The following is a 13,579-nucleotide window of genomic DNA, read 5'->3' as shown; positions in this document are numbered from 1 at the left end:
CAGATTCCAAATCTGGGCTTTTTTTAACCCTATGTTCACATGCTCTTCTTAATCCATCCCGATCTTTCACAATTTGCTATGCACTCTTCACGTTTTCTCTCAAATTTGACGTTAAGTTAAAACCATCAAAGATAAGTTGAAACATGATAGAGGTACATTATGCAGATGAATAAATGGATCAGTACAATGGTTTTGGGCATGAGTGGATTACTGGCAACCAGCGCCATGGCCGCTCCACAAGATCCGCATTCAAAACATTATGTCCATCAAAATCAGGCAGAACTTCATCAACCCAAACATGAGATGGATAAAAAGCTGGATCCGAGCCGTGACTGGCGGATTGGTCATACCCTACCACGTCAGTACCAGTCATCGCGCTATCAGGTTGATTACCGTAGCCACAAACACTTGGCGCAGCCCAAACGTGGTCAGCAATGGTATCAGTTGAATGGACACTATGTTCTCGTCTCTCAACATGATCATAAAATTCTAAAAATGCTTTGATCACGTCTAAGCTTTTTTAAAGCACCCTGATGATGATTAGGGTGTTTTTTTGCATCAGGCATTCCCCTTTAACGAATTTTGTTTAAAATCAGTCTATATTTCTCTATTTTTGAGTCGATTATGCAATTACACGAGACTGAGTCTACTTCTAGCACCACGCAAGATTATGTGCGTTGGTTTCGTCACTCAGCACCGTATATCAATGCACATCGAAATAAAACTTTCGTTTTAATGTTCGGCGGTGAAGCCGTTCAACACCCTAATTTTCAACATATTATTCATGATATTGCGTTATTGCATTCGTTGGGTATCCGACTGATTTTAGTCCACGGCGCACGTCCACAAATTAATCAAAATCTGCAAGAAAAACAGATTCAAACCCCGATTCACCTGCATCGTCGCGTCACCACACGCGAATCTCTCGGCTGCGTTATGAATGCTGTGGGTTCTATCCGACTTGAAATTGAAGCCCTGTTATCGATGGGGCTGGCTAACTCACCCATGTTTGGTGCGCGTATTGATGCTGTTTCTGGCAACTTTGTCACTGCCAAACCCTATGGAATTCGTGATGGCGTGGATTTTCAGCTCACGGGAGAAGTTCGCAGTATCGACACCGATGCCATTCAGCGCCATTTGGATAATCATAATATTGTGGTTCTGGGACCAACAGGCTATTCCACCACAGGCGAAGTGTTTAATCTGTTGGCAGAAGAAGTTGCCACCAAAACTGCGATTGCACTACAGGCCGACAAACTGATTTTTTTGGGCAATAAACAAGGCTTACTGGATGATCAGGGCAAAGTATTACGGGAACTCAATTCACATCAGTTAGACCATTATATTGAGCAATTTCAGCAAGATGATGATGAAATGGCCTTGCATTTACAGGGAGCGCAGCGCGCCTCACTGTCAGGCGTACATCGAGTGCATTTGATTTCTTATGCCTACGATGGTGCTTTAATTGAGGAGTTATTTACTCGTGATGGTATCGGCACCATGATTACCGATGCACATTATGAAGAAGTCCGTATGGCCACCATTCAGGATGTTGGTGGACTGATCAATCTACTACGTCCACTGGAACAAGATGGTATTTTGGTCTATCGCTCCCGCGAACGATTAGAAAGTGAAATTGGACAATTTGCCGTGATCGAACGCGATGGCATGATTCTAGCCTGTGCTGCGCTCTATCCAATTCCAACAGAAAAAAATGAAATCCGCTCTGCTGAAATCGCCTGTGTCGCAGTGGATCCCGCTTATCGCAAGTCGAACCGTGGCAGTCAAATCCTACATTTCTTAGAAGAAAAAGCCCGACAAAGCGGCATATTACAATTATTTGTACTCACCACACGCACCGCGCACTGGTTCTTGGAACAAGGTTTTCAGACTGCCAGTGTCGATGATCTCCCCAATGCACGGCAAGAGTTGTATAACTATCAACGAAATTCATTGGTATTTAAAAAAATGTTGATGTAAATCCTGATGTTCTTTTTTTGAGCGACCAGTCCATTGAGTACAATGGGCTGGCTTTAGCATAACGGTGTATATCTTTATTCTAACTAAGCTTAGTCATAAAACTTCTGTTGCGCTTTAACAAGATTATTAATTATTTTCATAAACTTATTCTTATTCAATAAAATATTTAAGATCAAATACTTAATGGATATATTTTGATCTTTGCTATTTCTTTTAAATATTCCTTTTTGCATATCCTTAGCACTTTTTTATTTATCCATTTTTTTCATAACTAATGTCAAAAAACTTATTTTTTATGCAATAGAAATGGTTTTAAGGTGTGCCCTCAACGCTTATTTTTAGATTTAGGGCAATACACCTCATGACACGCATCCATTCTTCTTCGTGGTTCAAATTTTCAGTGATGACGGCGAGTATCGCAGGAATCATGATGCTCAGTGGCTGTGCCAAAAAAGAAGCTCAGGATCTCACCACCTTAAATATCGGTTTTCAAAAATATGGTTTATTGCCGATTGTCAAAGAGCGCGGTGTACTAGATAAAGCGTTGAAAGCACAAGGAATCAACATTAAATGGGTTGAATTTCCTGCTGGACCACAGCTTTTAGAAGGCTTAAATGTCGGGAGTGTAGTGTTTGGCGAGGCAGGTGAAGCGCCTCCTATTTTTGCTCAAGCAGCCAATTCGAATTTGGTCTATGTCGCCAATCAGCCTGCTGCTCCCAATGCTGAAGCGCTGATTGTGCCTAAAAATTCTACGATTCAATCCATTCAGGACTTAAAAGGTAAACGCATCGCCTTCAATAAAGGCTCCAATGTGCATTATCTATTACTTAAAGTCCTAGAAAAGAACCAACTAAGCCTAAATGACATCCAAGTGGTGTACTTACCGCCTGCCGATGCCCGTGCTGCCTTTGAAAAAGGTGCCGTCGATGCATGGGTGATCTGGGATCCATTCTTTGCTGCGGCAGAACAACAAATTGGTGCACGTGTCCTTGCCACTGGACAAAATCTGGTCAGCAACCATCAATTTTATCTGGCAGATCGTAAATTTGCCCAGAACCACCCAGATGTGTTGAAAACATTGGTCAATGAACTGAATCAAAGTACGGAATGGGTTAAGACTCATCAGGATGATGCTGCCAAACTCCTAGAAAAACCGACTGCACTGGATTTCAATATTCTAAAAACCTCAATTTCCCGCATGGGCTTTGGCGTGACGCCATTGTCGCCACAAGTGATTAATGAACAGCAACAAGTGGCCGATGCTTTTTATCAACAAAAGTTAATTCCACAGCCATTAAAAATTCAAGATGCCATTTTAACTGGCGAAATTAAATAAATAAAACCAATAGGATAATAACTGATGATTAGCTTAAAACAGTGGAGTGTGATTGGCGCTATAAGCCTTGGATTGGGGCTCAGTGCTTGCCAGAAAACCGAATCCCATGCGCAAGCACAAAAAGAGGCAGGCACAACCCAGACCGCGCCAGTGAAAACCTTAACCATCGGTTTTCAAAAATCTTCACTGAATTTTTTGATTGCCAAACAACAAAAAATATTTGAGCAGGAATTTCCAAATGCCAAAATTGAATGGCGTGAATTTCCAGCTGGCCCACAAATGCTTGAAGCGTTGGCTGTAGGTGCCGTGGATTTTGGTGCAGTCGGCAATACACCACCCATCTTTGCACAGGCTGCTGATAAAGATCTGAGCTATGTCGGTTATGAGGTGGTTCCTGCCAATTCTCAGGCCCTGTTGATTCCAGCCAATAGCACAATCAAATCGATTCAAGACCTTAAAGGAAAACGTATCGCGGTACAAAAGGGTTCAAGTGCGCATGAATTGCTTGCCAAGGTGCTACAAAAAGCAGGTTTAAGCTGGCAGGACATTCAACCCGTCTGGCTCCCCCCTGCCGATGCCCGTGCCGCCTTTGACAAAGGTGCCATCGATGCTTGGTCAATCTGGGAACCGTACTTAAGTACCACTGAGCTTAAAGGTCATGCTAAATCGCTGATCGATGGCACAGCTTTCCCAACTACCTATTCTTTCTATATTGGTAATCCAAAATTTATCCAACAGCATCCTGATGCTGCGCAAAAAGTATTAACTGGCTTAAACCAAGCAGATCAATGGTTTGTGAAACATCAAGATGAAGGTTTAAGTATTTATGCACAAAGCACTGGACTGGATACCCAAGTCGCCAAAGCAGTACTAGACAAGCGACTTAAGCCATCACCTGTACAACCTGTGACGCCTGAAGTCACCCAAGCCCAACAGAATATTGCCGATCTATTTCTGCAAGTTCAACTGATTCCTAAAAGTATTCAGGTGAGTCAAACCATCTGGACAGCCAAATCACCCAAGGCTTCTTAATTTTTAAGTTAATGAATACTGAGTTTCTTAACACTCAAGCAATTTGATGAAAACGCATTTAAAGGAAGGTTAATATGAATATTTTCTGGTTTATTCCCACTCACGGTGACAGTCGCTATTTAGGAACCAGCAAAGGTGCGCGTCAGGTGGATCATGCGTATATGAAACAAATTGCGGTGGCGGTGGATAATCTGGGTTATAGCGGTGTTTTGATTCCAACGGGACGTTCATGTGAAGATCCTTGGATTACTGCGGCCAGCCTGATTGATGCAACCAAGCATTTGAAATTTCTGGTGGCGCTGCGTCCGGGGATTACCACCCCTGCACTGGCAGCTCGTATGGCAGCCACCTTTGATCGTTTATCTGGCGGTCGCGTATTGCTCAATTTGGTGACAGGCGGCGATGAACAAGAACTTAAAGGCGATGGCTTGTATGAAGACCATTCAACCCGTTATCAGACTGCCAGTGAATACGTTAAAATCTGGCGTGAAATCCTGACGCGCTCACATACAGGCGAAGCGTTTACCTTTCATGGTGATCGTTTGAGCGTCGATGAAGCCAAACTGCTCTATCCACCGATTCAAAAACCTTATCCACCCTTATGGTTTGGTGGTTCATCCGATGCCGCTTCAGAACTGGCGGCTGAACAAGTTGATACCTATTTGACTTGGGGTGAACCTCCTGCGGCGGTTAAAGAGAAAATTGAAGGTATGAAAGCAAAAGCTGCTGCCAAAGGACGCACCCTGAACTATGGGATCCGTTTGCATGTGATTGTGCGTGAAACCAATGAACAGGCTTGGGCAGCAGCCAACGAACTGATTCAATACCTGGATGATGACACTATTGCCGCAGCACAAAAGAAATTTGCACAAATGGATTCGGTTGGTCAGCAACGCATGGCGGCTCTACACGGTGGTCAACGTGACAAACTTGAAGTTTCGCCAAACTTATGGGCAGGCATTGGACTGGTTCGTGGTGGAGCAGGAACCGCGCTAGTTGGGGATCCAGAAACGGTTGCTGCGCGTATTCAGGAATATGCCGACTTAGGGATCGACACCTTTATCTTCTCAGGCTACCCACATCTGGAAGAATCGATTCGTTTTGCTGAACTGGTGTTTCCACTACTTCCACTCAAAACCCGTGAGAAACTGGCGCAACCGAACCTTACAGGGCCTTTCGGTGAAATTATTGCCAATAACTATGCACCTGATCAGACCAAGAAAGAAAAAGTGATCAAGGAGCCTGTATGAGTGTCAATACAGCCTCCTCTATTGTTTCACGTGGAACAATAGCGATTTTTAAACGCAGCTTACCGTGGTTGTTTCCAATCGCATTGATTCTGATCTGGCAACTCGCGTCCAGCACAGGAATCCTGCAAAGTCGCGTCTTGCCTGCGCCAACGGCGGTGGTTAGTGCATTCTGGCATCTGCTGGTCAGTGGTGAACTTTGGCATCATGTCAAAGTCAGTGCTGGTCGAGCACTGCTTGGTCTGTTAATTGGGGGCGGATTAGGACTGCTGTTAGGATTACTGAATGGCTCATCCAAAACCGCCTCTACCTTACTCGACACGACCTTACAGATGATTCGTAATATTCCTGCATTGGCGCTAATCCCTTTGGTGATCCTGTGGTTTGGTATCGATGAATCTGCCAAATTATTTCTGGTCGCAGTCGGTGTTTTTTTCCCAATGTATATCAATACCTATCATGGTATTCGTTCGGTCGATCCACAATTGATCGAAATGGGAAAAAGCTATGGTTTGACCCGCTGGCAACTGTATAAAGACATCATTTTACCGGGTGCGATGCCGTCCATTCTGGTCGGATTACGCTTTGCACTGGGTCTGGTGTGGGTACTGTTGATTGTGGCAGAAACGATTTCGGCACAGTCTGGTATCGGTTATATGACCATGAATGCACGTGAATTTTTACAGACTGATGTGGTGCTGGTCGGGATTTTACTTTACGCCTTATTGGGCAAACTTGCCGATGTTTTGGCACAGGGGCTTGAGCGCTATTTATTGCGCTGGCATGCAGGCTATCAACCATAAATTTCGAGGGCTTTGATCATGACCAATTTAAATTTACCGTTATATCCAGATAAACCAGCGAATCGACCTCTTGAAACATCTATTCAGGTTGAAGATGCACCGATAGGTGCCGAAATCAGTATTGAACAACTGCATAAATTTTATGGGCAGGTGAAGGTTCTAGAAGATCTTGATCTGCATATTCAACCGGGTGAGTTTGTTGCGATTGTAGGTCGAAGTGGCTGTGGCAAAAGTACGCTCCTGCGCTTAATTGCAGATTTGGAACAACCCAGTTATGGCGAAATTAAGTTTAAATCTGCACGAAATTTTCGTGAAGGCATTACTAGTGATGATATTCGGGTAATGTTTCAGGATCCACGTCTTTTGCCCTGGAAAAGTATTTTACAGAATGTACAGCTAGGATTAGCCAAAGATAAACGTGATATTGCTGAACAACTCTTGGAAAAAGTCGGACTCAAAGACAAAGCAGGTCAATGGCCATCTCAGTTATCAGGAGGTCAACGCCAACGTACGGCGCTGGCTCGGGCTTTATCGCATTCACCACGTATCCTGCTTTTAGATGAACCTTTAGGCGCACTGGATGCTTTGACTCGTCTGGAAATGCAAAATCTGATTGAACGCTTGTGGAAAGAACAAGGTTTTACCGCCATTTTGGTCACACATGATGTCAGTGAAGCAGTCCAACTCGCGGATAAAATTATTTTGCTGGATAAAGGTCATATTGCGCATAGTTTTGAGGTCAATCTACCTCGACCACGCAAAAAAGGGGCTGAATTTGCAGAATTAGAACAACGAGTATTAGAGGCTGTTTTGGCCACATAAATAAAGCCGCAATCTGCGGCTTTTATTCATTCAAGAATTTACCTATTTTTAATTCAACAATACTTGGTGAGATTGCTCAAGCACTTGAATAGCCGCTGAAAAATCGACGTGCTCGGCTGTTTGTCGATCGGTTTGAGCATACAACTGTTGTACAGCATGTAATAAACGTCCCTGCTGCTGAGTCTCTGCAATCAGATCAAGCGCAATCCCGATATCTTTTTGCAATAAATGCAGCGCAAACGTTTTATTAAAACGCCGACTCATGATTTTTTGCGGCATCACCGTCTCAGACATGGTACTTTTACCACTGGAGTGATTAATACATGCCAAAGCAGCTTCTAAATTGACCCCACGCGCCTTGAGTACCGACAAACCCTCACTTAATGCCCAAAGATTAGCAGCCATCAAGCTATTATTAATCGCCTTGACCGCAAAGCCAGCTCCACTTTCTCCGACATGTTCAATCTTTCCCGCAAAGGCCTGAATCACAGCTCTGGCTCGTTCAAAAGCAGTGGCATCACCCCCAACCATTACAGTCAATGTTCCCTGTTCTGCGCCAATGGTTTGTCCTGAAACTGGCGCATCCAAAAACTCGATATTCCGCAGTTTTAACGAATGGCTCAACTGTTGTGCCGAGCAAGGAACACCACTGGTACAATCTATCCAGATACTGCCAGATTGAGGTGGATGTGCAGCAATCATTGCTTCCACCTCTGCACTTGTTGGAAGACAGGAAAAAATAAAATCGGCCTGTACTAACACATCCAGATCAACTGCAACTGTTGCAAATTGGGCTGCATGTGCCTCTGCTTTACGTTGAGTTCGATTCCATACCATAACCGTGGCATCGAGCTGAGTTAAATGCCTCGCCATATGCCATCCTATCGCTCCTAGACCTATAAATCCGATACGCATCAGCAGATTTACTCCTTAAGACCGCGGGCTAAGCGGTTGAATATTTTGATCATCATGTGCTGAAGTGTCTGTCTGGTTTAAAGTCTTTTGATTTCGATTCAGCAATAGGTTCAATACGATGGCTGCTAACGTCCCAGTTCCAATTCCGCCCAGATCAAACGGACCGATATGTAAACTGAAATTTCCTGCCCCCATGATCAAACTCACTGCGGCAATAATCAGGGTACTGTTTTGACTAAAATCAACCCGATTATCAATCCAGATTTTAGCCCCTGCCACGGTAATCAAACCAAAGACCACGATCGAAGCACCGCCCAGTAAAGCAACTGGAATGGTATGAATCACGGCACCAAATTTAGGTGAAAGACCCAGTAAAATGGCAAATATCCCCGCAACAACGAATACGGTCGTCGAATAAACTTTGGTTACCGCCATCACGCCAATATTTTCAGCATACGTGGTCATCCCTGTCCCACCAATTGAGGCAGACATAGTGGTACACACGCCATCAGCAAAAAATCCACGCCCCATATACGGCGAAAGATTGCGTCCAGTCATGGCAGAAACCGCCTTAAAATGGCCCAGATTTTCTGCTACTAAAATCAAGGCAACAGGGGCTATCAGCAAAATCGCATTGGCTTGAAAAACGGGCGTATGGAAGGTCGGTAAGCCAAACCAAGCCGCTTGTGCAATGGGGGTAAAATCAATGGCTTTGCCCCATCCCAATACATTGGCGAAGATAAAATAGGCAAAATAAGCCACACATAACCCGACCAGTAATAGCAAACGACGGAGCATGCCTTTGGTGAATACTGCTACTGCGCTGATACATAGAATTGTGAGAACCGCCATCCATGTATCAAAACCATTGCTTGAAACGCCTTTAATCGTCACTGGAGCAAGATTTAATCCGATGATCATGACGATGGCACCTGTGACAATCGGTGGCATCAATTTTTCAATCCATGCCGTACCTGTACGCATCACCACCAAACCAATCAGCGCATAAATTATTCCGCAGACAACTGTTCCTCCCAAAGCCAAAGCCAGATTTGGGTTTGCTCCAATACCATTGTAGCCCGTTGCCGCGGCAACTGCTGCAATAAACGCAAAACTTGAACCTAAATAGCTGGGTAAACGCCCACCTGTAATTAAAAAGAATAAAATGGTGCCAAAACCAGTAATAAAAATCGTCAGATTGGGATCAAAACCCATCAATAACGGTGCCAGCACGGTTGCCCCAAACATGGCGAAAGCATGTTGTAAACCCAGTACAACACTTTTTCCTGCGGGAAGATATTCATCAATCTGAACAGGATTTTGATCCAGATTGCCTTGATAAGGTTTAAATTTGACAAACCACGGTTCTTGACTCGACATCGCTATTTCTCCTCATTTCACATGAGATTTAAGCTACATAATGGGGTTCACAATAGTTGCGGTTAAAATACATTAGGGGGTTTTGCCCCTGACCATACTGGATCGCCTTGACCTCGCAGAAAAAAACATCGTGGCTACCGACGGATAGGCTCTGCACCACTTCACAATCAAACGACACCAAGGCATCTTCTAAAACAGGCGCCTGTGTGACCAATGTTTGCCATTCTCCCTGAGCAAAGCGTTCAGGCATTGGCGTTTTGCCGCCAAAAAGATTAGATAGGGTGGTCTGATGCGCCGCCAGCGTATTGACACAAAGCACCTGATTTTTCTGAAAAGTTTCAAATACAGAAGCAGAACGGTTTAAACACACCAATAATGTCGGTGGGCTATCGGTAACACTGCACACGGCGGAAGCCGTAAAACCTGATTTCCCAGCGACACCATCGGTGGTAATCACATTAACCGCAGCGCCCAGATTGGACATCCCCTGTCGAAAGGCCTGTTGATCGACCTGCAAATGCGTAGAACGATGAGACGGTGTAATTTTTTCAAGCAAGCTTTTAAGCTGATTTGTGGTGTGTGTTAATACAGTCATTGCTGATCTCCCCCTCAAAACATCAACGTCATGAGGATTCACGTATGCTATTTAACAGCATAAGAAATTGGTTTTGGTGTAGTTAAACGTGCGCCACTGAGGCGATTTCAACCAGCGCATCGGGTTTGACCAATCCCACCTGAATGCAGTAACGGGCGGGACGTTCATCTGGAAAATATTCCGCATAAACCTGATTCATCGCGGCGTAATCTGCCCAGTCTCGTAAAAAAATATGGTTAAAGGTGACGTCTTGTAAGCTTCCGCCCGCATTGGCTAAGATTCCCTTAATCGTCTCTAATACATGGCGGGTTTGTGCGGCGGCATCACCGACATGCAGCACATTGTTATTTTCATCAAAAGCTAAAATCCCTGAGACATACACGATATTATCGGCTTTGGTTGCAGGCACATACGGTGCTAAAGGCGGTGGTGTTCCTGCTGGTAAAATAATCTGTTTAGGCATGACGATACTCCCTTAAGCGGTCTTGGCAAACTGTGGGTTATGTTGAAATGTGTCGACAAAACTTTGCGTATCTGACACCCAGCCAAAAAAAGTTTTGATGTTGTACATACTGGCTGTATGCATTTCAGGCGGGCCGGCCTGATAGCAGGCATCGTCTAAGGCCACCCCGAAATATTCAAGGAAGAAACCATCGCGCAGAGTCGATTCCACACAGACATTGGTGGCAATCCCGACAAACACCAAATTGCGAATCCCGCGAGCGCGTAACATGCTATCCAGTGCAGTATTGAAGAAACCACTATATCGTGGTTTTTCAATCACAATATCTTGTGTTGTAGGTTGTAATTCATCAATGAGTTCAAAATCCCAACCGCCTTTTGCCAGTAATTTACCCTGTAGCTCAGGCTGTTTACGCATGGTTTTCAGCGCATTGGATTTATGAAAATTAGGCGAACCTGCACCGCCCGCTTCGACATATTGATCATCCCAACCATTTTTAAAGTAAATCACCTGAATGCCCGCAGCATGGGCTGCTGTAATCGCTTTTTGAATATTGGCAACCACAGGTTTGGTTTTGGAGACATCAAAACCTGCCAGATCCAGATAACCTCCGATCGAGGTATAGGCATTTTGCATATCAATTACGATGAGAGCGGTCTGTTCTGGCGCAAGTTGGATCGCTTCAGGTTCCGCTTTTAACACACGACCTGTACCTGCGCGTTCGGTAAAATCTGCAATCACGGTATTCATGCGCTTTTCTCCAAAGTTTGAGTGGGTTGATACTCAGCAACCACCTCCTGACGCGATTTCATCAGCGGTTGGATCCGTTCGCCAAAGTCTTCAACGCCTTGTACAAAGTCATCAAAAGTCAGCAAGATGCCTTCTGTCCCTTGAATCTCCGCAATTTCATCTAGCATGGCGGCGACCTTCTCATACGAACCGACTAGCGTTCCCATGTTGATATTGACGGGCGAAACACTGGATGCCATTTGACGAATATTGGTATCTGTGCCTGATTTAGTATCTTTGCCACCTTGATTCATCAGCCAATTGATCGCCTCTACGTCGGCACCGTCGTTATAGCTTTGCCATTTCGCCATTGCTTTTGCATCGTTTTCTGCCGCAATCACCATAAACAACACATAGGTCTGAACATCACGACCTGTTTGGTCGGTAAAATGTTTTAAACGATCATTAATCTCTGCGTATGCCGTTGGTGTATTCAATCCTTTACCAAACACGAAGTTATAATCGGCATGTTGGGCGGAAAATTCGAGCCCTGTATCGGATTGTCCTGCGCAGATAATTTTCATCTCACTTTGTGGTTGCGGACTCACCCGGCAATCATCCATCTGAAAATGTTCACCCTTAAAATCTGACTGCCCTGTCGCCCAAAGTTCTCTCAAAATTTGAACGTACTCAGACAAATATTCATAACGCTTGCCAAAATATTCATCGCCTGGCCACATTCCCATTTGGCTATATTCAGGGGCTTGCCAACCTGTCACGACATTCAGACCAAAGCGTCCATTGGAGATTGAGTCAATGGTCGAGGCCATCCGAGCCACAATCGCTGGCGGCATGACCAATGTTGCAGCGGTTGCATAAATTTTGATTTTGCTGGTAACCGCAGCCAATCCTGCCATCAGGGTAAAAGTTTCGAGGTTATGATCCCAAAATTCAGTTTTTCCACCAAATCCACGCAACTTGATCATGGACAGGGCAAAATCGAAACCATAATGTTCAGCGCGTTGTACAATTTGCTTGTTGAGTTCAAAAGTGGGCATATATTGTGGCGCATTTTCTGAAAGCAGCCAGCCATTGTTTCCGATGGGACAAAAAACACCTATTTTCATTTGGTCAATCCTCTTGGGAAGATGTAATGCACGGATGACTTGAGCAATCGCTAAAACTCATCAATTCAATTTCTAAGAATGGCCATTTCTTGTTATTTTCTAATGCATATGCCATGCCAACTTTGTTTTATTCATAATTTATAAGCATTTGAATAAAACATATGGTCAAATTGTTTTTACCGTTTAGTAAAATTATGGCGCACAACAATGCACTATTTAAGTGAAACGCGAGTCAATAACGTGCAAAAAAACAGCAAAACCGTGATCATGACATTCGACTAAAATTTATATAATTTGTTTGCTTTTTGAACAAAAAGATGCTGGAATTTCAAACAACTCCCGCAAGATGAAGTACTTATTTTTTCTTCTCGGGCAGAAAAATAAATTTAGGCTGTGCACAAATCGCACGGTTTACCTTACAATCCTTCTGAACCGTCTAGACTAGTTATGCCAATGGAACAAAAAAAGAGTACGCAAAAACGAAATCAGTTGCTCAGTGCTGCACTGGATGTCTTTTCAACTTACGGTTTTAGCGGGGCAAGTCTGGATGAAATTGCTCAACTGGCAAATATGCATAAGTCCAATATTTTCTATTATTATGAAAATAAAGAAGCGCTTTATGTGGAAGTGCTGACCACGGTTTTACAAAAATGGCTGGCTCCTTTACAAACACTGGAAGTCGAACTCGAACCGACAGAAGCACTGGCGCATTATTTGATTCAAAAAATAGAAGTATCGCGGACTCAACCTAAAGCCTCTAAGCTTTTTGCTTTAGAGATTATTCAGGGTGCACCGCATATTTTGGAAATTTTAAAAGGGCCATTAAAAAAACTGTTTAAACGCAAGGCCAAAGTGATTCAAATATGGCAGGAACAAGGCAAGATTTCTGCCGACATTGATCCAGAATTATTGATTTTAAATATTTGGGCGGTCACTCAAAATTATGCTGACTTTAGTATTCAAATGGAAATGGTCACAGGCAAAACCCTGCGTAATCGCAGTATGCAGCAACGTGCGATTGAGCATACGGTACATATGATGCTTTACGGCGTATTGCCACGTCCTTCAGCTTGATCTTTATCGGTGTTAATCAGCTTTAGAAGATTAAAATTGACGAGACTCGTCACAGCGCATTTTACTACCATCTGAA

At 43.9% G+C, this 13,579-nt stretch carries 14 protein-coding genes; 8 read left to right on the top strand and 6 right to left on the bottom strand.

Going from position 1 to position 13,579, the window contains the following annotated elements; all coding sequences use genetic code 11:
• The first annotated feature begins 165 nt into the window (after positions 1-165).
• The 7 genes from I6L31_RS11175 to I6L31_RS11145 all read left to right on the top strand — a co-directional run bounded on the left by I6L31_RS11175 (position 166) and on the right by I6L31_RS11145 (position 7,220).
• A complete protein-coding gene (locus I6L31_RS11175) occupies positions 166-504 on the top strand; it encodes an RcnB family protein (RefSeq protein WP_026039967.1) in 339 nt (112 codons plus the stop codon).
• Between the two features lie 120 nt (positions 505-624).
• A complete protein-coding gene (gene argA, locus I6L31_RS11170; protein WP_005000810.1) occupies positions 625-1,980 on the top strand; it encodes an amino-acid N-acetyltransferase in 1,356 nt (451 codons plus the stop codon).
• A 361-nt stretch (positions 1,981-2,341) separates the two neighbouring features.
• Positions 2,342-3,316, top strand: a complete 975-nt coding sequence (locus I6L31_RS11165) for a sulfonate ABC transporter substrate-binding protein (protein WP_035271542.1) — start codon at positions 2,342-2,344, stop codon at positions 3,314-3,316.
• A gap of 24 nt (positions 3,317-3,340) precedes the next feature.
• Positions 3,341-4,348, top strand: a complete 1,008-nt coding sequence (locus tag I6L31_RS11160) for an aliphatic sulfonate ABC transporter substrate-binding protein (protein ID WP_005000802.1) — start codon at positions 3,341-3,343, stop codon at positions 4,346-4,348.
• Between the two features lie 74 nt (positions 4,349-4,422).
• Entirely contained in the window at positions 4,423-5,598 is a 1,176-nt protein-coding gene (gene ssuD, locus I6L31_RS11155; RefSeq protein WP_005000800.1) for an FMNH2-dependent alkanesulfonate monooxygenase, read from the top strand.
• Complete coding sequence (ssuC, locus tag I6L31_RS11150; RefSeq protein WP_005000798.1) at positions 5,595-6,398, top strand: aliphatic sulfonate ABC transporter permease SsuC; 804 nt, start codon at positions 5,595-5,597, stop codon at positions 6,396-6,398. Before ssuD ends, ssuC begins: the two co-directional genes overlap by 4 nt.
• An 18-nt stretch (positions 6,399-6,416) precedes the next feature.
• On the top strand, positions 6,417-7,220 hold the full coding sequence (locus tag I6L31_RS11145; RefSeq protein ID WP_005000787.1) for an ABC transporter ATP-binding protein: 804 nt from the start codon (positions 6,417-6,419) through the stop codon (positions 7,218-7,220).
• 48 nt (positions 7,221-7,268) lie between these two features.
• Here I6L31_RS11145 and I6L31_RS11140 read toward each other — a convergent pair whose 3' ends face one another.
• From I6L31_RS11140 to rutA, 6 genes are all read right to left on the bottom strand, one after another.
• Positions 7,269-8,135, bottom strand: coding sequence for an NAD(P)-dependent oxidoreductase (locus I6L31_RS11140; RefSeq protein WP_005000785.1), 867 nt, complete (start codon positions 8,133-8,135; stop codon positions 7,269-7,271).
• 15 nt (positions 8,136-8,150) lie between these two features.
• Positions 8,151-9,515, bottom strand: a complete 1,365-nt coding sequence (gene rutG / locus I6L31_RS11135) for a pyrimidine utilization transport protein G (protein WP_005000784.1) — start codon at positions 9,513-9,515, stop codon at positions 8,151-8,153.
• Positions 9,516-9,543: 28 nt separating this feature from the next.
• The gene (gene rutF / locus I6L31_RS11130) at positions 9,544-10,110 is read right to left on the bottom strand and encodes an NADH-dependent FMN reductase RutF (protein ID WP_004988841.1); all 567 of its coding nucleotides are present in this window, start codon (positions 10,108-10,110) and stop codon (positions 9,544-9,546) included.
• 82 nt (positions 10,111-10,192) lie between these two features.
• The gene (rutC, locus tag I6L31_RS11125; RefSeq protein ID WP_005000783.1) at positions 10,193-10,573 is read right to left on the bottom strand and encodes a pyrimidine utilization protein C; all 381 of its coding nucleotides are present in this window, start codon (positions 10,571-10,573) and stop codon (positions 10,193-10,195) included.
• Between the two features lie 12 nt (positions 10,574-10,585).
• Complete coding sequence (rutB, locus tag I6L31_RS11120) at positions 10,586-11,323, bottom strand: pyrimidine utilization protein B (protein WP_005000781.1); 738 nt, start codon at positions 11,321-11,323, stop codon at positions 10,586-10,588.
• Positions 11,320-12,429: a pyrimidine utilization protein A gene (gene rutA, locus I6L31_RS11115; RefSeq protein WP_005000777.1), complete on the bottom strand. Its 1,110-nt coding sequence runs from the start codon at positions 12,427-12,429 to the stop codon at positions 11,320-11,322. Before rutA ends, rutB begins: the two co-directional genes overlap by 4 nt.
• Before the next feature lie 453 nt (positions 12,430-12,882).
• Between rutA and I6L31_RS11110 the strand changes: the two genes are divergently transcribed.
• On the top strand, positions 12,883-13,503 hold the full coding sequence (locus I6L31_RS11110; RefSeq protein WP_010588879.1) for a TetR/AcrR family transcriptional regulator: 621 nt from the start codon (positions 12,883-12,885) through the stop codon (positions 13,501-13,503).
• The last annotated feature ends 76 nt before the right edge of the window (positions 13,504-13,579 follow it).

Origin of the sequence: Acinetobacter septicus (assembly GCF_019355975.1) — a bacterium.
GTDB lineage: Bacteria > Pseudomonadota > Gammaproteobacteria > Pseudomonadales > Moraxellaceae > Acinetobacter > Acinetobacter ursingii.
The sequence above is the reverse complement of the archived record's forward strand: the minus strand, read 5'-3'. Positions and strand labels throughout refer to the sequence as shown.